At 27.3% G+C, this 24117-nt stretch carries 16 protein-coding genes and 2 tRNA genes; 9 read left to right on the top strand and 9 right to left on the bottom strand.

Annotation, left to right across the window (positions count from 1 at the left end; translation table 4 throughout):
- Positions 1-50 precede the first annotated feature (50 nt).
- Entirely contained in the window at positions 51-1361 is a 1311-nt protein-coding gene (locus tag NPA07_RS01550; protein ID WP_126117969.1) for a coiled-coil domain-containing protein, read from the top strand.
- 60 nt (positions 1362-1421) lie between these two features.
- On the opposite strand, the gene cypl is transcribed toward NPA07_RS01550, so the two are convergent.
- From cypl to pdhA, 5 genes are all read right to left on the bottom strand, one after another.
- Positions 1422-2789 carry an ABC transporter thiamine pyrophosphate-binding lipoprotein p37/Cypl gene (gene cypl / locus NPA07_RS01545; protein ID WP_126117970.1) on the bottom strand — a complete coding sequence of 456 codons (1368 nt, stop codon included), beginning with the start codon at positions 2787-2789 and terminating at the stop codon, positions 1422-1424.
- A 1102-nt stretch (positions 2790-3891) separates the two neighbouring features.
- Complete coding sequence (gene lpdA, locus NPA07_RS01540) at positions 3892-6078, bottom strand: dihydrolipoyl dehydrogenase (RefSeq protein ID WP_126117971.1); 2187 nt, start codon at positions 6076-6078, stop codon at positions 3892-3894.
- A 1-nt stretch (position 6079) separates the two neighbouring features.
- Positions 6080-7033, bottom strand: a complete 954-nt coding sequence (locus tag NPA07_RS01535; RefSeq protein ID WP_126117972.1) for a 2-oxo acid dehydrogenase subunit E2 — start codon at positions 7031-7033, stop codon at positions 6080-6082.
- 57 nt (positions 7034-7090) lie between these two features.
- Positions 7091-8092 carry an alpha-ketoacid dehydrogenase subunit beta gene (locus NPA07_RS01530; RefSeq protein WP_126117973.1) on the bottom strand — a complete coding sequence of 334 codons (1002 nt, stop codon included), beginning with the start codon at positions 8090-8092 and terminating at the stop codon, positions 7091-7093.
- 2 nt (positions 8093-8094) lie between these two features.
- On the bottom strand, positions 8095-9204 hold the full coding sequence (gene pdhA / locus NPA07_RS01525; protein WP_126117974.1) for a pyruvate dehydrogenase (acetyl-transferring) E1 component subunit alpha: 1110 nt from the start codon (positions 9202-9204) through the stop codon (positions 8095-8097).
- Between the two features lie 264 nt (positions 9205-9468).
- Here pdhA and NPA07_RS01520 point away from each other — a divergent pair, with 264 nt between their 5' ends.
- Entirely contained in the window at positions 9469-10527 is a 1059-nt protein-coding gene (locus NPA07_RS01520) for a Fic family protein (RefSeq protein WP_126117975.1), read from the top strand.
- Between the two features lie 5 nt (positions 10528-10532).
- Here the strand turns inward: NPA07_RS01520 and NPA07_RS01515 are convergent, their stop codons facing one another.
- Positions 10533-11198, bottom strand: coding sequence for a DUF402 domain-containing protein (locus NPA07_RS01515; protein ID WP_126117976.1), 666 nt, complete (start codon positions 11196-11198; stop codon positions 10533-10535).
- Complete coding sequence (locus tag NPA07_RS01510; RefSeq protein WP_256553256.1) at positions 11199-13241, bottom strand: MYPU_1760 family metalloprotease; 2043 nt, start codon at positions 13239-13241, stop codon at positions 11199-11201.
- A gap of 605 nt (positions 13242-13846) precedes the next feature.
- Here NPA07_RS01510 and NPA07_RS01505 point away from each other — a divergent pair.
- From NPA07_RS01505 to NPA07_RS01480, 6 genes are all read left to right on the top strand, one after another.
- On the top strand, positions 13847-14119 hold the full coding sequence (locus NPA07_RS01505) for a hypothetical protein (protein WP_256553255.1): 273 nt from the start codon (positions 13847-13849) through the stop codon (positions 14117-14119).
- 81 nt (positions 14120-14200) lie between these two features.
- Positions 14201-15541, top strand: coding sequence for an IS1634 family transposase (locus NPA07_RS01500; protein WP_256553254.1), 1341 nt, complete (start codon positions 14201-14203; stop codon positions 15539-15541).
- A gap of 318 nt (positions 15542-15859) precedes the next feature.
- Entirely contained in the window at positions 15860-18361 is a 2502-nt protein-coding gene (locus NPA07_RS01495) for a hypothetical protein (protein ID WP_126117978.1), read from the top strand.
- 35 nt (positions 18362-18396) lie between these two features.
- A complete protein-coding gene (locus NPA07_RS01490; RefSeq protein ID WP_126117979.1) occupies positions 18397-20892 on the top strand; it encodes a hypothetical protein in 2496 nt (831 codons plus the stop codon).
- A 77-nt stretch (positions 20893-20969) separates the two neighbouring features.
- A complete protein-coding gene (locus NPA07_RS01485; protein ID WP_126117980.1) occupies positions 20970-21185 on the top strand; it encodes an MAG6790 family protein in 216 nt (71 codons plus the stop codon).
- 148 nt (positions 21186-21333) lie between these two features.
- Positions 21334-22728, top strand: coding sequence for an HAD family acid phosphatase (locus NPA07_RS01480; protein ID WP_126117981.1), 1395 nt, complete (start codon positions 21334-21336; stop codon positions 22726-22728).
- A gap of 95 nt (positions 22729-22823) precedes the next feature.
- On the opposite strand, the gene NPA07_RS01475 is transcribed toward NPA07_RS01480, so the two are convergent.
- Positions 22824-22899, bottom strand: a tRNA-Lys gene (locus tag NPA07_RS01475).
- Positions 22900-22925: 26 nt separating this feature from the next.
- Positions 22926-23012, bottom strand: a tRNA-Leu gene (locus tag NPA07_RS01470).
- A 259-nt stretch (positions 23013-23271) separates the two neighbouring features.
- Here NPA07_RS01470 and mf1 point away from each other — a divergent pair.
- Positions 23272-24030: a diacylglycerol cholinephosphotransferase Mf1 gene (mf1, locus tag NPA07_RS01465; protein WP_235659526.1), complete on the top strand. Its 759-nt coding sequence runs from the start codon at positions 23272-23274 to the stop codon at positions 24028-24030.
- The last annotated feature ends 87 nt before the right edge of the window (positions 24031-24117 follow it).

Raw genomic sequence — 24117 nt, 5'->3', positions numbered from 1 at the left:
TCCTGCTTGTGGTCTTGTTGGTGCATTACCACTCATTGCGGCTCAATGTAATGACAAGAGTAAAAATAATCCAACACCACAAACAAACAAACAAACAAACACAAAGCGAAATAATAAAAAGTGCAAAAGCTAAACTAAAAAGATCTATCGAAATTCTTAAAACTAATAACAAAAAATATACACGTGAAACACTAAATGAACTCAAAAAATCTTCTGATGAAACAATCAAAACACATGAACCTTTATTAACTAAGGAAGACACATCGCTTGAAGAAGTAAACCAATCAAAAGATAAAGTTGATAATAAAATTACTGAATTAGAATTGCAATATAATAAATTAAAAGTCGATAAGGAACAAAAAGTTAAAAGATATAATCAAGTTAAAAATGAATTGAATAATTTAATTATTGAAGCTAAAAAATTTAAAGAACAATCTAAAAAAAATAATCCTGATATATCATTTGATAAATTGGAAAGTATTATTAATGATGCTGAAAATGAATTAACAAAACCTAATGCAACTGAAGAAAGTTTAGATAGTATTAAAAATAAACTTGCATCAGAAATTACAAATATAAATAGACAAGCAAAAGAACAACTTGACAGCGAAATTAAAGTAGCAGAGTTAGAAATTGAAAAATTTGAAAACAAGAAATACTTTGCATCACTAAAAAGCGAACTTGAGAGTCAAATTGCTAAAGTTAAGAAGTTGTCTCTTTCAAACAAAGAAATCAACGAGTACAAAAAAGCATTAGAAGAATTAAAAGCATCACAAGAAAAAGCAAAGTTGAATAAAGCGAAAATTGAAAATGTCATTCAAGATATTGAAAATGCCAAAAATTATGAAGAATTATTTAAAGAAAAAAATGGCAAAAAACTTTTTGAAGGTAAAATTAATGATTTAAAACAAAAGATCAATGCTGAACTCATTAAACTTGAAGATGAATCATTATCAAATCTTTCAACTGATCAAATAGTAAACAAATTGTCAGAAATTAAAGAAAATATATCTAATCAAAAAGCAACTTTTGTAAATGAAACTGATTCATTAAAAACTGAATATAATGAATATCTTAAACAATGACAAAAAGTTTTTGATGAAATTAAAAGCATTGAAAATAAAATTACAAATTTGCAAAATAAAGAAGAATTAATGAAAATTTATAATTCATCTAATGAATATTCACTATTTATTAATGAAGAAAATATTAAGAATTATAATATTGAGTCAAAAAATGAACTAGAAAGAATAACTGAGAAAGTATTAAATGACCTATCTAGTTTTGAAAAAAAATACATTAATGCTGAAATTAAAAGTTTTCTAGAGCGTATACGTGCAAAAAGAAACATGATAAATTAAGCTAAAAAAACTAATATTGTTCATTATAAGGCAATATTAGTTTTTTGTTAAGTTTAACACCTATTTAAAATCTGGTTTTTTTAGTTCTTTATAATCTGTTGTGCTCGATTCAGCAAACTTTTGAAAAGACAACATTCTCTTGAAATTTTCAAAGGAAAGTTCGTGAAATCTATTGTAACCGGTATAATGGCCAAAAATATTTTCGTCGATGGATAATGATGTTAGTGCCTTAATTAATAGTTTTTTTTGTTTTATATCAAGCCCATTTCTACTAATTACTAAATCATTTGGAACTGGATTAGTATAGATTAAATTGCGAATATGAGATTTAGGATAATTAGCAGCAACATAGTTTTTAGAATTTTTTTCACTTTTCGTTCAACTAAAAGCACCCGCCTCATCAAAACCTATATGGTAACTTTTGTTATTTACAGAAACATTAAAGCCATACTTCATGTTTCCAACTTTTAAAACATTAAGATTCGTTCTACTTTTAATATCTCTGCTAATTTGTTCTATTGATTTATTAAAATGTCATGCTAACAACACATAATGGTATTTGTATTTTTTATCAGTTTGTTTATCTTCATAAATTAAACCAAAACTTTTAAACTTATCTCAGTTTTTGTTTTCTCAAGCACTTATAATTTCGCCACGCTTAGCATCATCACCTGAAATGAGAATTGCAGAATGCTTTGTAAACGCTGTATCATTTTCATCGTGAAATAATTTGTACTTACTTCCATCTCATTTTAATTCACTCTCATATTTATACCATTCAGGATATTCATATTTCTTAAATTGTGTATCATTTTGCTTGTCTGCAAGTTTTCTTAACTTGTCATTTGATTTGCCATCAACATAATAAGCAAAGTCATCAACTGATGCACCGTCATATCATTTGAATTTTAATGTTGATGTTTGAGCAATAATAGGTAATAAATTGTTGTAATCTTCATCATTTTTCAATGATGAAGAAAAAAGAGAATATGAAACAATTCCAAGATCAACATTTTCTGAATTATTAGCTTTTAAATCATTATATAATTGATTATCCTGGTATCTCCTTTTTAGTTCAAATGATACACTAGGTAGCTTCCTAAGTGTTTCATCCTTTTGTTGAAATTCCTTAAATCTTTTAGTTAATAATTCTAGAAATTTGTCTTTTTGTGATTTATTATCTGCTGGCTGAATTTTTTCAAATCCAAAATTACTTGTTTTATAACCAATGGTTATTTTGTCATCTCAAATAACTTTTGATTTATTTTTTAAAATTTTTCTATCGACTTTTTTTATATCTGTTTTGTCATTTCTATTTGATATATCTTTTTTATTTTCGACGGGTGCTTTTTTATTTGAACAACTTGAAGCTAAAAATAAGACAGAAAATAGTGTTGCTGGTAAAAAATAAAATTTCTTAACTTTCATAATTTATTCTCCTTTTCAAATTAAGACAGGAACACTAAATAAGTTTATCTACATTTAAAATGGACAAAATACACTTGAATTAAAAAAACTTGCTCCTGTTTTTACCATTTTACTACACCGACAATTTCATTTAAAATAAAATGTAATTTTTTTACAAAACAACTATAAAACAGTCAAATTAGTAGCAATCTAGTATTAACTAAAATTGAAACGGAGTACAAATTATTACTGAAATTAATATAATAATTTAATAAATTTTGTAAATCTTTGGTAAATATGTTATCTTTTTGAAATATTCAACCAACAAAAAATGATAATTATCCCGAGTTTCGGAGTTAGACACACTAAAAGGCTCAATTTTTGGCAAAAAGCACAAAAAACATTAATTTTTAGGCATTTTTTAAGCTTTTTCTCAAAAACGTGTTATATGCATTTAATTACACTTTTTCCCTTATTATTGACAGAAAAGAATTAATTACATTTAACTATTTTGTGGTATTATTTAATTTATCGGCACATTTTAACCTTAAAATTGTAAAAGTGTTATTAAAATTATTGCCAAAATTTTACCAATATGCCTATTTTATAGGCAAATTGTTCATTTTTTTAATTTTTAACTCCGAAAGTCGGGATTTGAACAACTTGAAGTCTAAAAATAAGACAGAAAATAGTGTTGCTGGTAAAAAATAAAATTTCTTAACTTTCATAATTTATTCTCCTTTTCAAATTAAGACAGGAACACTAAATAAGTTTATCTACATTTAAAATGGACAAAATACACTTGAATTAAAAAAACTTGCTCCTGTTTTTACCATTTTACTACACCGACAATTTCATTTAAAATAAAATGTAATTTTTTACAAAACAACTATAAAACAGTCAAATTAGTAGCAATCTAGTATTAACTAAAATTGAAACGGAGTACAAATTATTACTGAAATTAATATAATAATTTAATAAATTTTGTAAATCTTTGGTAAATATGTTATCTTTTTGAAATATTCAACCAACAAAAAATGATAATTATGTCTTAAGTGGGCTTTGTTTATAAAAATAAAAAAGGCAATTTTAACCAAAGAGCCTTTTTTATAGTCAAATATTATTATTTTTTATGTTCTTCTAAGTAAAGTTTAAGAGCAGCAGATCTTGCAGCTTCTCAAATAATTTCTGAATATGTTGGGTGTGGGTGAATAGTATAAGCAATTTCTTTAACACTGACTTCTTGTTCCATAGCAAGCGCTATTTCAGAAATATAATCAGTTGCATGTGCACCAATAATGTGAGCACCTAGAATTTGACCATATTCACGGTCAACAATTAATTTAACAAAACCAGAAGTTTGTTTTGTCGCAATAGCTTTTCCAAGGAATGAAAACAAGTATTTAGAAATAAACACATTGTGTCCCTTTTCCTTTGCTTCTTCTTCTGTTAATCCAATAAATGCAATTTCAGGGTTTGTATAAATGCATCCTGGAACAGGTTTGTTATGATAACGAACATTTTCACCTAAAATATTACCTACTGCAATTAAAGCATGTTGATATGCAACGTGTGCAAGCATATTTTGTCCTGTTAGATCACCAATAGCATAAACATTTTTAACATTTGTTCTCATTTTTTCATCAACTGGAACTTCTTCTCTAACTCCAACATTAACACCAATTTCAGCAAGACCTTGGCTTGATGGAATACGACCAACAGCAATTAAATAAACATCGGCCTTAATTTTTCTCTCGGTGCCACCGATTTCATAAACTAATTCGTTTTTATTACTTAATCCAGTTGAGGTTGCATTATAAATAATTTGAACCCCATGCTTTTCTAAATGTTTAACAATTTCATTAGTTACATCATGATCAATTCCAGGGAGTAAGTGATTTTGGTTTTGAATAATTGTAACTTTTGAGCCTGCTGAAGCAAATACTTGAGCAAATTCAACACCAACAACACCACCACCAACAATAACTATTGAACTTGGTAATTTTGAATCATAATTAATAGCTTCACGACTTGAAAGAACATAGTTCTTTTCATATCCTGCCTTAAAACCAGGTAAGGCACGCAGTCTACGCGAGTGGCTACCAGTAGCTAGAATAACATTCTTACCACGATACACTTTATTATTAACTTTAATTTCCCTAGCACCAACAAATTCTGCTTCACCTTCTTCAATTTTACATTTTGAAGCAATCATTAATTTCTTAACGCTACTTGAAATTTGATCTACTACACCTTTTTTACGTTCATGCATTTTGACTCATGTTTTTTGTAGATCTATTTTTAACTTATCAAGGTTGCCAACAACACCATAACTTGCTGCATTTAATACAGTTTCAAGTACATCTGTTGACTTAAGCATTGCTTTAGTTGGGATACATCCAATATTAAGACATACACCACCTCAAAATTCTTTTTCAACAATTAATATTTTTTTACCTGCTTTACCTAATTCTTCAGCAGCTAAATAACCACCTGGTCCACCACCGATAATAACAACATCGAATTCTTCATCAACCTTACCATCGTATTTTTTTCCTTCAGTACTAAATGAAATACTATCTTCATCATCAATAGACTCATATGAAGGAGTTTGAATTTCTACTTTATCAACTTCTACTGCTGATGTAGAAGCACTTAAAGAATCAAAATTTAGGTCAATTAATTCACTTGAATTTGGTGCATCACCCACTAAGCATTTTTCTTCTTCAGTTTCTTTTTTTACAGTATTAGTTGCAAAACTAGTTGTAGGATTTTTATCCCCAGCATCAATAACAATTATTTCTTGGCCGACATGAATTAAATCGCCACTTTTCATTCTAATTTCTTTAACAATCCCATCAACAGGAGAAGGAATTTCTGAGGCAACCTTATCAGTTTCAACTGAGAAAAGTTTTTGACCTTCTTTTACTTTATCACCAATTTTAATTGGAATTTCGCCAACTGTTCCTTCGTGCAAACCTTCGCCAATATCAGCAAATTTAAATACATAATAACTTGTAGTTGAATTTGATGTTGTTTCATTTTTAACCACTGGTGTTTCAACTGATGTACCCTTACCATCATCAATAACAATTATTTCTTGGCCGACATGAATTACATCGCCACTTTTCATTCTAATTTCTTTAATAATCCCATCAACAGGAGAAGGAATTTCTGAGGCAACCTTATCAGTTTCAACTGAGAAAAGTGTTTGACCTTCTTTTACTTTATCGCCTATTTTAATTGGAATTTCGCCAACTGTTCCTTCATGCAAACCTTCGCCAATATCAGCAAATTTAAATATATACATATTAGTACACTCCTAAAACATCTGGTTTTTCTAATAATTCTTTAACTCTTGAGGCAAAGCGACCAATTTGAGCACCATCAATTCAGCGGTGGTCAGCAGCAACAGTTAAATACATTACTTTACCTGGAACAACTTGACCAGATCTAACAACAGGTTTATCGATAATAGCACCCACACCAGCAATTGCTAATTCTGGATAGTTTATAACAGGGACACCAAAAAGTGAGCCAACTGAACCATAATTTGTTATTGTAAATCCAGCATCTTTCATTTCAGCAGGTTTAATAGTTCTATTTCTTGCAGCACTAGCTAGTCTACTTACCTCACTTGCTATATTAATAATACTTAAATTATCAGCATTATTTACAACAGGTACCATTAGTCCAGCTTCAGTATCAACTGCAACACCTACATTAATTACTCCAGGATAATCTAATGTTTGGTTTGCTTCATTATATTTTGCACTAAATATTGGAAATTCTCTTAGTGTAATTGCTACTGCTTTAATAATATAAGGTAAAAAAGTTAATTTAACATTATCACTTTTGAGAACTAAATCTTTAATTCTTGAGCGTAGATCTCAAAGTGCGCTCATATCAATTTCATGAACAAGGTTTGTGTAAGCAACATTACTTCATGAATTAGTCATTGCTTTAGCAATTGCCTTTCTAATTGGGCTAACTGGTTCTGAATGTGCTGAGCGATCAACTGTGAGTCTTGGGGTAGGGTTTGGTTTATTAATTGTTTGACTTTGAGATTGAATAATAGGTTGATTAATAGATGCAGGAGTTGGCGCAAAATTATTGTGAAGTGATGTAGATGTTGCTTGTGTTTTAAATTTTTGAATATCTTCAATAAGGATTCGGCCATTAATGCCTGAGCCACTAACAAGGTTAATATCAATTCCCATTTTAGCAGCCATTGCTCTTGCAATAGGGGTTGATTTAATTTTCATTATTTCTCCTTATAAAACTATAAAACAAGTCTTTTAGTAAAATTATTTGACTTAAAATTAAAATTTAAAGTCCATTACTTCTTTAATTTTTGCAAGAACTTTATCTTCGTTAATGCACATAAATGCTTCACCTTTTGCAAGAGGAACTGTTATATCATAGCCTGTACATCTTGTCATTGGTGCTTTAAGATATTCAAATGCTTTTTCATTAACCCTAGCCATAATTTCAGCTGAAACTGAAAATGATTTAACTGCTTCATGAACTACTAATAGTCGTCCAGTTTTTTTAACACTTTCAACTATTGTTTTAGTGTCAAGCGGCTTTATTGTTCTTAAATCAATTAGTTCAATTGAAGCTGATGGGTTGATTTCTTTGTACTTTTTGATTGCATTAATTGAATCAAAAACCTGAGCTCCATAAGTTACTATTGTTAAGTCGTTTCCTTGAGTTAAGACATTTGCTTTTCCAATCTCAACAGTATATTCGCCTGCTGGTACTTCTTGTTTTCCAGCACGATAAAGTTTTTTATTTTCTAAAAATACAACAGGATCCGGATCTTTTAGTGCAGCTAATAATAAGCCTTTAACATCATAAGGAAATGCTGGCATAACAACCTTAATACCTGGAATGTGAGCATACATTGCCTCGATTGCTTCTGAGTGGTGTTCCATAGCTTTAATTCCGCCACCCATTGGCATTCTTATAACCATAGGTACATTAAAACGTCCTCTTGATCTATTTCTTCATCTTGCACCATGAGTAAATAATTGTTGCATTGAAGGATAGCTAAATCCTTGGAACTGAATTTCTGCAATTGGTCTTAGTCCTGCCATAGCAGCACCAATTGCAACACCAACAATAGCTGCTTCTGAAATAGGAGTATCAAAAACTCTGCTTTTGCCATATTTCTTTTGCAAGCCTTCCGTAGCTCTAAATACGCCACCTTCAACACCAGCATCCTCACCATAACAAACTACACGAGAGTCCTTAGCCATAGCAATGTCCAAAGCATTGTTAACAGCCTGAACATTATTTAGTGTTAACTTTTCATCAGCCATGATTATTTACCTCCTTTTGATGCTCAAAATTTAATAGCTTCTTCTTTTTGTTCTAATAAATCATCATCAAGTTTCTCATATGTGTAATCAAAAATGTCTTCAAGCTTAGTGTTGATGTCTTTGATGCTTTCTTCATAAGTGTTTTTAACTTGTTCAAGTGCATTGGCTCAAATTTGTTCCTTTTGCTTTTCAGTAATAATTTTTTTGTCTTTCATGTATTTTTCAATACGATGCATAGGTTCTCATTTTTCGTTTTCTTTTTCTTCACTTTCACTTCGATAAAGTTTAGGATTATCACTAGTTGTATGTGGTCCTTGACGTCAGGTTACAAACTCAACAATCACGGGTTTGCTTTCTTTTCTGGCATAGTCAATTGCTTCCTTAATAACTTCATAAGAAGCTAAAAGATCATTACCGTCAACTCTAACTCCAGCACATCCAAACGCATGTGCCTTAGCAGCAATTGTTGATGAAATTGATTCAACACTATTTGGAGTTGAAATAGCTCATTGGTTGTTATTTACACAAAAAACAGCAGGTCATTGTTGAACAGCAGCCATATTAACACCTTCACTAAATTCACCCTCAGTAGTTCCACCATTTCCAATAAATGAAACAGCAACACCACCAGTTTTTAATTCTTTTTGCGCATAAGCAACACCAGCACATTGTGAAATTTGAGTTGCTATAACAATGTTCGCAGGCACAACATTCACATCCTTTGGATGATGACAGCCTCACTCCTGACCATTTCAGTAGCGAATTAAACTAAGCATAGGTACACCTAAACGAAGCATTGCAGCATTTGATCTAAATGCTGGGAGAAATCAGTCTTTTTTCTCCATTGCCATTGCTGTTGCAATTTGCAATGCTTCTTCTCCTAAATTAGGTGGAAAAGTAAGCATGCGCCCTTGACGTTGTAATTGCAACATGTATGTATCTTGTTGCCTTGACAAGACCATTCATTTATAAGCATCTAAAACTTCAGAATTACTTAATGGCGCCTTGTAATTTTTCTCAATTACGTTGCCATTAACATCTAAATGTCTAATGATTTTCTTTGGATCATCCATAATTTTATTAACATCGACATACTTGTACTTTGTTTTCATATAGATACTTCCTTTCTTGAGTCAAAATTTTAGAGTCTTTTATATATAGACTTAATTAAATTTTAATATTTATAATAAACAACTATCTTAAATTGGCTTTTATATCTTTTAATTAAAGTTATTTATGGAAATTTTTCCACTTAAATCACTCAATATGTTTAGTTAGAAGTTTTATTTTCAATTTTTTGTGCAAAAAATTCATATTCGATTTATGTGTTTGCAACGCCAAAAATGATATAATGGCTTATAAAAGGAATTTGAATAATGAAAAACATCAATTATAAGAGAATTTTTGTCAAAGGAATAGACTTAAATATTGTTAATCTGCTAACTCAAATACATGAATATAAGGGTCGCCAAAATATCTATATTAATAATAAAAAAAATGAAATCAACAAACTTATGAAACAGAGTTTAATTGATAGTTCAATTTATTCAAATAAAATTGAAGAAATTGAAATAAGTAATAAGCGAATCAAAGATATTTTGATAGATAATGAAGCGCCAAAAAGCGATGCAGAAGAGGACATTAAAGGTTACTATCAAGTGCTTAACAATTTATTTAAGGCAGAAGAAATACAACTAAATCCAAATTTTCTTCTTGACTTACATTATCAGCTTTTTCAATATTCAAACAGCAAGGTTAAAGGTCGTTTTAAATTAAACGATAATTATTTTTTGGAAACAACTCTTGAGGGCCAAAAAGAAATTAAATTCATTCCTACAAAAAGTTTTTTAATCAATGATTTTGTTTCTAGTATGTGTAATAAATTTAATGAGTTAAAACATGATAATAAGCAAAATATAGTTCTTCCTAGCATCGCATTTATTTTGGATTTTTTATGCATTTCACCTTTTAACTATGGTAATAACCGTATATCAAGAATTCTCTTAAACTACTTACTTAATTATTGTGGCTTTGCTGTTGTAAAATATGTAAGTTTGGAAAAAATAATTTACAAAAATCATTCACAGTATCAAAATATTCTACAAAAAAGTTCATATAAATGATTTGAAAATCAAAACAATTATTTTATTTTTATTGAATTTATTTTAAAGATAATTTTGCAAGTTTATAAAGAGTTTGAAAGTCTGTTTACAACACTTGAATATAAAAAAATTGATGTTGCAAAGGAGATTGTTAAACTTTTATTAAAGTTTAAAAAACTCAGTAAAAATGAATTAATTTGCTTGTTGCCTGAAAGTAGTAAAAGGACAATTGAAAGATATCTAAATAGTTTACTTAAAAACAATTTAATAAGCAAAACCGGTATTGGCAAGAGTACTAAATATACTATAAAACAGGCTAATACAAAAAAATAAGAACTTTAATTTTTGTTCTTATTTTTTTGTAACTTCTTATTTGTTTTATGATGATTTTGTTTTACAACTCTAAAATCTTCATGAATTGACTTATCTTTTTTAGCCTGATCAATGTAATAATCAATTACGTCGCTATTAAAAAAATACTCGTTGTTATTGTGTTTGTTAACTATTTCATCTAAACTATCTGCAATCATATTAATAAGTTTTTTTGGATATTTTAATTCTTTGCTATTGAATAAAAATTCTTCACGGTCAACAATTGAAAATTGTTTTCTTGGATAACTTTTAACATCTAAATCAAGGTCAATAAACTTGATTGTGTTATCTTCATAAACAGGTTTTGAAGCTAAGTTTACATAAACATAGTTACTTTTTTGTTTAAGTAAAATTAGAGCATTATACATGCTGTTTTTAGGTAAAAATCATAAAACATATTTACGATATACTCAACTTTTCTTATTTGCTTCTGCTACTTTTGTTTTATACATAAGTAGTACATAATGCTGAGTTGTATTTCTTAAAACCTTGACACCATTTCATTGACGATATAATTCACCGTTGTATTTAAAAGCTTGAACATTAACAATAGAGCCAATTAGTGGAAATACTATTTTTTTAACTCTTGAAATCTCCTTAGTAGGAAGACTTTTAGATACATCTTTATTCATCTATTTTTCCTCATTAAAGTAAATAGAATACCTATTGTTTGCATTTAATTTACTTACAAAGTTTGCTTTCAAATCATATTTATTAACTTCAAAATCGCTCGGTGTATCACTACTGATCAAATATCTATCTGGTAATGGGTTATCATCATATTCGCTAATTAATTCATTGTCTTGAACTATATTATCATTGTTATCATCTTTTCAAAAATAAATAGGTGAATTAACTTTAATCATTTGATAGTCAAAATAATCACTAACATATGCAGCATGTTTATATCTTAAATTGTTTAACACTTCATATGGTAAAAGCGAAAAGTTAGTATCAAATAAATTTCTTTTTGCTTCAAATTTAAAAGCATTTAAAAAATTTAATCTAACTAATTTTTTATCACCCGATTTTTTATCAATATAGTAGAAACCTTTAATTTTTTTATTATTAAGATAACCACTTAATCTTGTTTGGTATATTTGTTTTTTATCAATATCAGCTGAATATCTATTATCATCAGAAGCATTTAGTTCCTTAACTTTAATTTTACTTTTAACTTGTGAAATAACTTTACCATAACCCATTGTTTCAAGAAATAATTTGTAAAATTCTTCTTGATTATTATGCTCATAAATATTGTTATCATAAATATTTCTATTATTTTCCAGTTCGGCTTTATAGATTGTTCTGGATCAATCACTTGAATAATTACTGCTATAGGTTACACCACTTTTTCCTTTACTTATAGATAAACCATAAAATGATTCACCAATTTTTAAACCTTCAATTGTTTCAGATTTAAAAACCTTTCAATATCTATGGTCATAAGGATTATCTGGATCATTAAATGGAATGTAAGCAAATTTTTGCCACTCTCTTGGTAGTAATTCTGTAAGTGAATAATAATATGGAATATTTTCAGTTAAGATTGTGCTAGTAAATTGTGGAACAGTTTTTTCGCCCTCTTCAACAAATGAGAGATATTTATGCATTGAATTAATTAATTTTAGCCTTGCTAATAAAAGATTATCATTTGAATTTGATAAATTTCACAAATCATTTAAACTAAAAAGATAAGGGACAAAATTTGTTTCTTCATTCATAGTGGATTTGTATTTATTATCAAAATATAATATTTTTTTAAAGTCTGCAGCAAACTTTTTGTATCAATATCCGTGGGAAAGTTTATCATTTAAATCTGATCGATAAGCTATAAGTGAGGTTTTACCTTCTGTCACTTGTTTTAATGAACCATATGAGGCGTACGAATATCCTCAGTGATGCATGTATTCATGAAATAATGCATATAGCATTTGTCTAACTTTTAGTTCTAATTTAATTCCTTTTTCAGAATAAACAGAACCATTTAAATAAATTCTCTGTATTGTAGGCAAGTATATACCCGCAGCTGTTTTGCCAATGATTGAAAAATCATTAATATTTATAGAATCAATGAACTTAATTTCTGGTCCATATGTCATTCTAGAATAGAAATAATTAGCCAATAGTGCTAAACCATAAGGCCCTAAAAGAAAACGTGGCTTACCGTTTTCATCAAATCCATATGATTTATCTGTAAATTTAACATTATGTAGTGGATCAATATATACTCAACTATTATTTTGAAATTTAAATTCCCCTTTTTTTACTCAGTTTTCTTTATTAAAAATGTAATTTTTGTTTGTCAAATCATACTGTAAAACAGAGTTATTCTCTAAAATATAATCATTAAATTTTAAATCAATGAATTGTTCTTTTAATTCATCTGTAACATTATTAAAATCATTAAGTTTTAATTTCTCGTTTTTGTTTAGATAATTTTCTTGATTCCTAAGTCCTATTTTGTCTTCTTTTTTTTGAATAGTTACTTTGACAAAATCTTCATTATCATTTATATTACTAAAGGTTTTTAGTAAAAGAAAATAAGTACCAATAAATAAAAGAATAAAACATAAAAAAATTGACAATGAAATCAATATTCAAAATAATACTTTGTTGCGCTTTTTTGATCCTCTTTGCTTAATATTTTGAGGTGGGATCATTGTACCTTTCATATAAAAATAATACATTAGTGTTTAACTAACATATTTATTATAAATGAATCAAATCTATATTTATGCATTTTTAAATATATTTAAGAAAAATAGATAAATTAGTGAGAAATATAACAAAATCGAACAAGTTATTTCGAAATGAATATTTAGATTCTTTTCACACTGGATTCATTAATCATAATGATTTGGAGTTTAATAACTAGTTAATTTTAAAAGCAATATTTTTAATCTTTATAAAGTTAGTGTAATCTATTTGACTATAAAATAGTATTCTATGTAAAAATAATTTGTATTTAATTTTTATCCAGCAAACAATATCTTTAATTAATCTTCGCTTTACTTTTTATCTCTTACAAGTCCATCATATTAGATATATTAAACATTTAATTTAATATAATTTTTAAGTAGTGATATTAATCAAAACAATATCGAACTCAATGTTCTGTATTTCCCGAGTTTCGGAGTTGGGACCATTAAAAAGTACTATTTTTACTAAAAAGTGTGAAAAATACAAATTTTTAAGTGTTTTTTGCACTTTTTTAAAAATTTTTATTTTTTAATATCATTTAATAGCATTTATGATATAATATTATTATGAAAAAGATTTGGTTATAACTGATTGTTCTAATGGAAAACAAAAATATTGCTATGTTATAAGACCTAAAGGATATAACAAAGGTGCTGATAGGATAGTAAGCCTTGGCAATGTAAATGAACTCTCAAAAATTAGAAAAGACTACAAAGAAATATTTAAAAGAGCACTTTTAGAGAATACATTCAAAGATAAAAATGACATTAAAACCTTTCTCCTAAATAAGTTAAAAATATTAAAAATACTGAGCAAAACACAGGCTCAGAAGTTATTTACACATTGCTAAAAAGTTAGAAGTTTTTGATGCTATTTCAGGTTCTAAACACAAAAATTTAGAGGCTGTTTTTAACTATCAAGTTGCCTCAAAATGTTAAGAGATAATTATAGTATAAAGCACTCATTTGAAAACAAGGATGAATATACAAATGATGTAACCACTAAAATTGATACCTTTTATAGTCTATTAGATGTACTTTGTACTAATAAAGATTCAATCATTAAAACACTAAATAAAAATTGTCGTAAATTCATTACAAGAAATGAAAAACTAATGTTCTACGATTCAACAACAGTATACTTTGAAACTTTCGAAAAAGATGGATTAAGAATGAATGGATATTCAAAAGAAAACAAGGTAAATGAAGATCAAGTGGTGTTTTCGATGGCAACAGATAGTTATGGTGTACCTTTTAGTTATAACCTTTTTCCAGGCAATACTATTGATTCAAAAACACTTAAACCATATATAAATGACCTGTCTAGAGTTAAAGATTTATCTAATGTAACAATAGTTGCAGACAGGGGTATGTCAACAAAAGAAAATTTGTCTTTTCTTGAAAGCCATAACATCAATTTTATTATGTCATATAGACTAAAATCATCAACAAATGAATTTAAGGATTTTGCTATAAATAAGGAAGATATGACAAAAACTTATGACGGGATTTGATATAAGGAATACAAATTTCAATCTGATAATTTAGACAAAAACGGAAATAAAAAATGAAGAAAAAGAGTAATTACTTATAGTGAAAAAAGAGCAAAAAAAGATAGAAAAGATAGAGAAAAATTAATTGACAATTTCAAGAAACAAGCAAAGGGTCGAGACTTTGTAACAGAAGATGAATTAAATAACAAATATAAAAAATACAGATATTTCGAAAAGGTCGCCATTGAAGATAATGCAAATAATGAACAAAAAATTATTGCAGATAAAATTAGAGATAATAAAGTTGAACACATTTACAAACTTGATTATGAAAAAATTTTGGAAGATGAGAAATATGATGGTTTGTATGTTTATGAAACAACATTAATTGATATGCCAATAGACAATATTGTGGAAACATACAGACAACAATATTTAATTGAAGATAATTTTAGAATTCTAAAAAGTACTCTAAAAGTAAGACCTATTTATGTTTACACTGATAATCACATTAGAGGACACTTTGTGTTGTCTTATATAGCACTATTTATTGCTACATTTATTAAGAAACTTCTTTACCAAGAAAACATTAATCAGTATGGACTAATTGAGACTGCGTCATGTCAAAAAATCATCGAATGTTTAAATAACGCAAAAGAATGTATTAAGTATGCAAATGAAACAATCTTATGTAGGGAGAAAATAGAGGCATCAACAGATGAACTATATACAAGAATATTAAACATAATTAATAATTTAAAAGCTAAAAAGTGTTATTAAAATTTATTGCAAAATTTTACCGATATGTCTATTTTATAGGCATATTGGTAATTTTTTTAATTTATAACTCCGAAAGTCGGGTTATAAAGTTAGTGTAATCTATTTGACTATAAAATAGTATTCTATGTAAAAATAATTTGTATTTAATTTTTATCCAGCAAACAATATCTTTAATTAATCTTCGCTTTACTTTTTTATCTCTTACAAGTCCATCATATTAGATATATTAAACATTTAATTTAATATAATTTTTAAGTAGTGATATTAATCAAAACAATATCGAACTCAATGTTCTGTATTTGTTTTGCAAAGGATAATATGAATAGAAGAAACAAAAAGATAATTAAGATCTCTCTTACTATTGGTGCCAGTTTGGTGGGTACAATTTCACTTGCCACTGTTGTTGGTGCTGTGATAGATAGGACCAATTTCAAGAATTCAATAGGTGAAGTTAACAATAAAAAAGAATTTTTTAATAGCAAAAATAAGGAACTAGCAAAAAAATATGATACATTAAGCAAAAAAGTTAATAGCTTAAATATTAGTGCTAATTTTAAGTCTGAATTGGATAAAATTCTTCAGATTTATAATCAACAAGCTAGTGTTAACAGTGCTTTAAATGACAGATTACAAGAAATATTAAATAAACATGGTAAATATCATGTTGGTTTTCATTTCGGTAATTCTTCTTATATTAGAAAAAAATTGAATAGTGATGACCTAAATTTCTTTTATAACCAGATTAAGGATGCGGTTAAAAAAACTGATCATATTTTATCTCTTTCTCAGGTTGAACTTTTTAAAGAAAGTTTTGACAAAATAGAAAAAAGAGCTGATGAATTATTGAGATTAAAAAATAGTGGTAACTTCATAATTGACTCAGTCGATGAAAAAGAAAAATCATTCAAAAATTTAGAACTTGCTGTTGCTCTATATAAAAATGAAAAAGAATCAGAAGAATTCAAAAAAGGAGAATTAACAATTGGTTATTATGAAAAAGCTATAAAACTTGAAGCGATAAACAAAAAATTGTGAGAAGACAAAGTCTTAGAAAAATTTAATGAAAAAGTAACAACGAATTCAATAAGTAAGAGTATTCTAAATAATTTAAAACTTAATGAACTTAAGATTATAAGTGGTATTTCTAGTGCTAAATTCGAAAAAGCTAAATTTATTTTGCAAACCTATTTCAATGCTGATGGAACATTAAAAAATTTAGATGATGTTGAAAGGTTTAAAGTAATTAATGATTTAACAAGTGCAAATGAAAATATTAAAGAATTTAATAATGAGTTGTTTAATGTAATTTCTAAATATATTGAAGAATTAAAAGAAAAAATGTTCAATAATGGTATTTTAAATTCAAGTAGTTTGCTCGATTTTGGCATTAATAAACCTTTATATGATAATCTTTTTGATCAGTTTGATAAATTTAACCAAGGTTTCAAAAATACCATTTTATGAGATTTTGAAAAAGTTAATTATTTAATCACAAAGTCAATTGAACTAATAAATAATGAAAAATCGCTCAATGAAAAATTTGTTGATTTTGTTGAAAATGAACTAAAACAAAAGATCAATTCCTTTAATGAAGATTTAACATCATTATTTTCAATTGCCAATTTTGAAGATTCTTGGAAAAATGTAAAAGCTTTTGCAAACTTGCCTAGAGTTGACTTTTCAAGTCTCAGTCCTAGTGAGTATATTAAAAAAAGAAATGAACTAATAAGCAAATTTGTTTTAATAAAAACATCGTTTAGTGATCTTGATGAAAAATCTGTTAAATTATTTAACTATGGTAAAGAAAGAATTAAAAAATTTATTGACGCTTATTTAACAAATAAAAATGAATTAGATTCATTCAATTCTTTAAATGTAACATACTCAGATTATTCAATTTTTGAGAAGAAATCTAATGAACTTTTGTCTAAGGAATTACAAATCACTAGTACAAAAACGGATTTAATAGAATATCTAAAGAAGATGCTAATTTTTAATGAATTAATCTCTTGTGAAATTAATAACATAAGAATTCTTAAGGAAGTAATAAATTCAAATATAAGTGATAATGATAAATTGCCAACAGGTCTTAAAATTGACCATTCATTGCTTAAAGGTTTTAAGGATTTAAATCAATTAGAAGAAATTAAAAGCACCATTGATATAATAAGAAAAGAAAGTAACTTAATTAAAAATGCTCAAGTTGTTGAATGAAAAATAGGCAACATTAGCGACATTAGTGCGTTATATACTAAGTTATTTGAATCAATATCCAAGATTAATAAAGAAGTTAAAAAAGCAGAAGAGCTTAAAGCTGAATACATTATATACGTTCAAAACGCAAACCGAATTATTAATGAACATGAAGTCACATTAAAGCAACAAAAATACCTTGAAACATTGAGAATTCCAATGGTAAATGACTCAGTTATTAAAGCAATTAGGGATAATTTCGTTAACGTTAATTCAAAAGTTGACTTTGATAAAAAAATATCTAATGACACTAAAAAGATAACATCATTTATGAATGAATTAATCTATATTTTTGATGAATATGTCAAATTTGAAAATATGAAACCACTTCTAGTTAGAAAATATAATGAATGTCTAGAGAAAAATCAATTTGACTTTCCACTAGTTGAAAATCTTAAAAAAATTATGGAAAAATTTCAAGAAGATACCGAACAATGACTTGATGAAATATTTAAAGAACTAACATCGCCTAATATTGATTTAAATAAATTACCAAATCGGGAACCATGTGATAAAGCGGTCGAAATGATTACAACTTTTTACAATTATCTAAATACACATCTTTAATATATTTTTAAAATATTAAATTTATAAAGGAAAATATGACTCAAAAAAATAAAAAGAATTTAAAGATTTCACTTGGTGTTCTTGGGTCGCTTGTTGCTATTGTATCAATAGGAACAATAATTGGGACTTCGCTTGATAAATCTTCATATAAGAATTCAATTAATGATATTAACAATAAGAAAAAAGTTTTTTCTGAAAAAAACAAGGAATTAGAAGACAAACACAGAACATTAAACCAAAAAATCGACCAATTAAACATTGAGGCCACTTATAAGTTTGAATTAATTAAAATTCTTCAAATTTACAAAAAGCAAATTAGTTTAAATAATGAACTAAGCAACAGTCTACAGAAAATATTAAATAAACACAGTAAATATCGTTTAGGTTATCATTTTGGCAATGCTACATATATAAGAAAAAAAGTTAATGCTAATGATCAAAAGTTTTTTTACTCACAAGTTAAGGAAGCCGTTGACGAAACAAATCGTATTATAAATATCTCGCAGGTCGATTTTTTTCTCAAAGAATTTGATGAAGTTGAAGAGAAAGTAAACAAACTATTAGAATTAAAAAACAGTGATAACTTTATTATCAAATCAATGCCAAATAAAAGCATCTTATTTAAACAACTTGAAAAAGCATTAACTAAATATAAGGATGAGAAGGAAAAACTTAGGTTTGGTGGCAACAGAGAAATCAGTGCTGATTTTTGTAATGCAGGTGCTAGATTAATTATTGAGGATAAAAAAATATTTGAGCAAAAGATATTAGCAAAATTCAATGAAAAAATTACAAGGAACTCGATTAGTAAGTCAATTTTAAGCAGTACTGAAATTGATACATTAAGTCAAATTAGCAATATATCAAGAGCTAAATACTTAAAAGTGTGTGAAACACTTAAAAGATATTTTACGGTTGATGGTTATGTTAGAGATATTGAAAAAATTGATCGTATTATGTTACTTAATAATCTAGCAAGTGCAAATGAAAACATTAATGAATTTAACAACGAATTGGTTGCACTTGTTACAAATTCAATAAGTAGTTTAAAAGAGAAAATTAATGCATCTAGTATTTTAGATGCAAATAAATTATTTGATTATTCTTCACAAAAAAATAAATATCAATTATTGTTTAGTAAAATTAATGAATTAAGTACTTATAGTAAAAATAATAATCTTTTAAATATAGAAAAAGTTATTCCGTTGATAGAAAAATCAGTTGACATATTAAACTATGAAAAAGGCTTAAACGAAAAATTTGTTGATTTTATAGAAAATGAAATTAAGCAAAAAATTTTAGCTTTTAACAAGGATATAACTAGAATTTTAAAAATTTTTAAATTTGAAAATGATTGAGAAAAAATTATTCAATTTGCAAACATGCCAAGAAACAATTTTTCTAAGTTAAAAGATGCTGGATATGTTAGCGAAAGAAACAAGTTAATTGATTTATTTATTAATGTAAAAGAAATATTTTCTAATCTCGAACAAAGTGCAAGCAAAATGTTTGCATATGGAATAAATAGAATAAAAACTTTTTATAATGTTTATTTAACAAAGAAGAAAGAGTTGAATAACTTTAACTTACTTTCACTTTCTTATAAAGAACTCATTCAACTTGAAGAAACATCCAAATCAATACTTGCAAAAAATATTACTCATACCTTTAATGAAAAAAAATTAACACCTTTTTTAGACAAATTATTAACATTGAATGAGTTAATTGAAGTGGATACTGATATTTTTAATACTATTAAGAAAACAATCAATTCTAATTTAAGTATATTTAACAATTCGGTTTCAAAACTTAAAATAGATGATTCGTTACTTAATGATTATAAACCACTGGCACAGTTAAGCGATGCTAGTACAATTATTAATTTAATTCAAACTGAAAATAATTTTGTTAATAGTTTGAATACAATCATTTGATCGATTGATAATACTAATGATGTGGTTAATTTATTTACCAAAATATTTGACTCAATATCAAAAATAAATAATGAAATAAGTAAAATTTCACAACTCAAAGTTCAATATGAAACTTATCTTAATAATGTTAGTATTGAAATTAAGAAGAAGGCCAACGAGTTTGCACACCTAACGTCGCAAAATAACAAAATATCTAATGGAATAAAAGTTATAACAAACAAAATCAAACAAACACTTTTGGATGTTAATAATAGAGATGAATTTACAAACAAAATTTCTCTTAATCAAGAAAAAATTAATTCATTTGTAGAAAAATGAATCGATATTATGAATAATTACTCTGCATATTGCAACCTAAAAATAGAGACTGATAAATTGTGAAATAAATGTGTAGAAAAAGGATTTGTCGATAGTGTAGTAAGTAGTGCAGAATTCTTTAATTCACGTCACCGCAGTGAAAATATTTTTAACAATTTATTTTCAAACTTAAATTCTAGTGTTATTGATTTGAATAAAGAACCCGATAGTTCAAGCGCTGAAAGTGCTCTTGGTTTTGAAGAAAAATTAAATAGAACACTAAAAGGAGCACTTAAATAAAAAACATATTCTTAATACAAAATATTAATTGATATAATAGATACTAGTGACAATAATATTGTCACAGAAGGAGATTTATGTACAGATTTAAAGCCAAATTAGTTTCAACTCAAGAGGTAATTGCACAAGCTAACTCACTTGAAGAAATTGAAGGATTAATCCTTGGTTTTCGTCGTAAACAAAAATATGATGAACACACAAGAGCCAACGATAAAATCCAAATTATACATGTTGAAAGGGATTCTTTAAAAGGCAAACATAAATCAAAAGAAGAAATTCTTAAAGTTGTTTAATAAACAATAAATTAATAGGGCTATTATGCCCTATTTTTTATGTGTTAATAATTTAATCTTTTACCACACCAAGCAACATTAATGTGGAAAAATCTATAATTAAATCATAGTATTTAATTAATCTAAAAATACTAATAAAGGAGATTTTATGAAAAGAAAATTTTTATTTAGCTCACTAGCTCCATTAGTAGCACTTAGCCCAATTACAATTGCAGCTAGTTGCGAAAAAGACAAACAAGAAAACTTTGACTTTAATAAATTAACTCCAGCAGAAAAAAATAAATTTATTAAGGAAGAATTTGCAAAGTTAAATGATGAAGGCAAAAAGGCCCTAATTAATTCAATTGATTACAAAAGCATCTTATCAATGGATGAAAAAGAAGCACTAATTTCTAAACTTAATAAAGATGCTGCTCAATTTGGCTCAATAGTTTGATACATAAAATCAGTTGAAGCACGAATCGCAAAAGAAGCAGAATATGCCAGAGCAACTGCAGTTTTTGACAACTTAATGACTCGTGCAACAACTGATAAATTTGAATATAATCAAGATTTCAACACTAAACAACAGGTTGATAATGCATCAAATGGTAATTACATACCCGTTGTATTCATGGACATTGATGAAACAGTATTACAAAATGATTACACAGAAGTTTACGGAATGCTTAATGGTGGTTATAGTGGCAAGATGAAAGAAAAAAATGATCTTCAAGCTAAGAGATTTGCTGTTCCTGGTGCAGTAAAATTCATTAATCATGTACAATCAAAAGGTGCACTAGTTGTTTATAACTCTGATATGAATCAATCAACTGCTGTTAGAGATGCACTTAAGAAAAATCTGAAAAATTTAGGTATTAAATATGTTGCAGATTTTCAGTTTTGAATGCGTGGTTCAATGCCATATGTGGCAGTAGATGGAACAACTATTATTAGTGATGAAATGACTAAAAATATGAGCAAAGATGAACTTAAAGAACTAGCTAATAAAATGACATTTAAAAGCGATTTTGAAGCAACACCTTGAAGAACATGAACTAATTCAAGTGCTGCAGAAATTTTAGGTAAAAAAGTATATAAAACCGACCGTATGAATGGTTTAGATGACAATGATAAGGGTTGAAATCTATCATCGATAGACTCTAAATCGGGTAATGCAGTTAAATTAAGAACTCTCATGAGAATCGGTGACAACTTTAACGATTTCTTTGATAGAAATTCAAAAGGCAAAAATAATGGTGAACGCACAAATCAATATCTTAAGACTGAGGGTATGAGAGAACTATTCACAAATATTAAAGGTGCTGAAGGCTTAAAATATGTTAAAAAAGCTGATGGCAAATATGGGGAATTCAAAAAGCAAACATATTGACAAGGCTACAGTATGATTCCTGGAAATAGTGAATATGGTGGCTGACTAGAAGAATTTGGTTATGGTGATACATACAATATGATTTATCAAGAACTAAAATCTATTTTAGCAGATCCTAGATATCAAAGTGAACGAAGTGAAAGTGATCCTAATAACGAAAAACAGGATTAACAATATGAGTAAATGTTAGGTTAGGTGTGTGTAACCTAACATTTTTTGCAAAAATAAAACACCCATTTAAGGATGTTTTGGTCAATTTTATGAAATGGTACGTCCTAGAGGACTCGAACCTCCGACCCAATGGTTAAAAGCCATTTGCTCTACCGCCTGAGCTAAGGACGCATTTAGATGCCTAACTAGTAGACAACTGGTACCCAGAACTGGACTTGAACCAGCACGAACTAACGTTCGAGGGATTTTAAGTCCCTTGCGTCTACCTATTCCGCCACCTGGGCATCTTGTTATAAAATGCTACTTAATTATAATGCATTTCGCAAATAATACAAACATTTTTTAAAAAATATTTTTTAGATTTTTTCTTTGAAAAAAGTTAATGATTTTAAACCTAAAATTGACAAAATTAAGACATTTCTTAACCTGAATATTTGTGTAAAAGTATTTGATAATTTTAACTGTAAATAATTAAAATTGTTAACACAATTATTGTTATAATAAAATAACAATTGCATAAAAATATTTAAGAAAAGGTCAATAATGAATAAGTTAAATGAAAAGCAGTTAAAAGTTTATGAAGTAATTAAGAAATTTGTCGAAATATGCGACAAGCACAATTTAAAATATAGTGCTTTTTTCGGGACTGCATTAGGTGCTATTAGGCACAAAGGTTTTATACCTTGAGATGATGATGCTGATTTTTTAATATCAAAAGAAACATATGAATTCCTAAAGAAAAATTACAATGAATATATTGTTGATAATGAAACACAGAAAAGCCCAATGATTTTTCCTAAATTTTCATTAGAAAATAAAAATAGCGAAAATGCCTGTTTTATAGACCTTTTCGTCACTGTACCAACAACTGAAAAGAAACTAAAAAAGTTTAATAGATTAACTAATAAAATAAGGTTTGCCCATAATTTTACACATAGGCCAATCCTAAAAGGACTTTGGGGTCTTAAATTAATTAAATGTTTTTTATGATGAACCTGAGTAACAAAAAAAATAACCTTTGTTGATGCTTATAATGAATTATATGAACCTGATTCAAAAATAACTCATGTAATAAGTTTTATTTCTAAAAAAGAAATGAAAGAAAACACATATAAAGATATTGATCTTCTGGATACCATAAAAGTTGATTTTGAAGATATCAAAATCAACATTGTTAAGGATTATGAAAAAGTTTTTGAACACAATTATGGCAAGAACTGAAGAACGCCAATTAAATTTCGCTCAGGTGAACATCTCGGCTGATATGATATGGCTAAGTTTTATAGAAAGGGTAAAAAATAAAATCACTTTTATTGGTGATTTTTAATATTTTCTTGTTGCAAAATGTTATGTGAATTAAATTTTTGCCTCTTGACTTTGACACTTTGG

This window comes from Mycoplasmopsis caviae (assembly GCF_024498215.1).
Classification (GTDB): Bacteria; Bacillota_I; Bacilli_A; order Mycoplasmatales; family Metamycoplasmataceae; genus Mycoplasmopsis; species Mycoplasmopsis caviae.
Note: the sequence above shows the minus strand (reverse complement) of the source record. Positions and strands in the feature narration are given on the sequence as shown.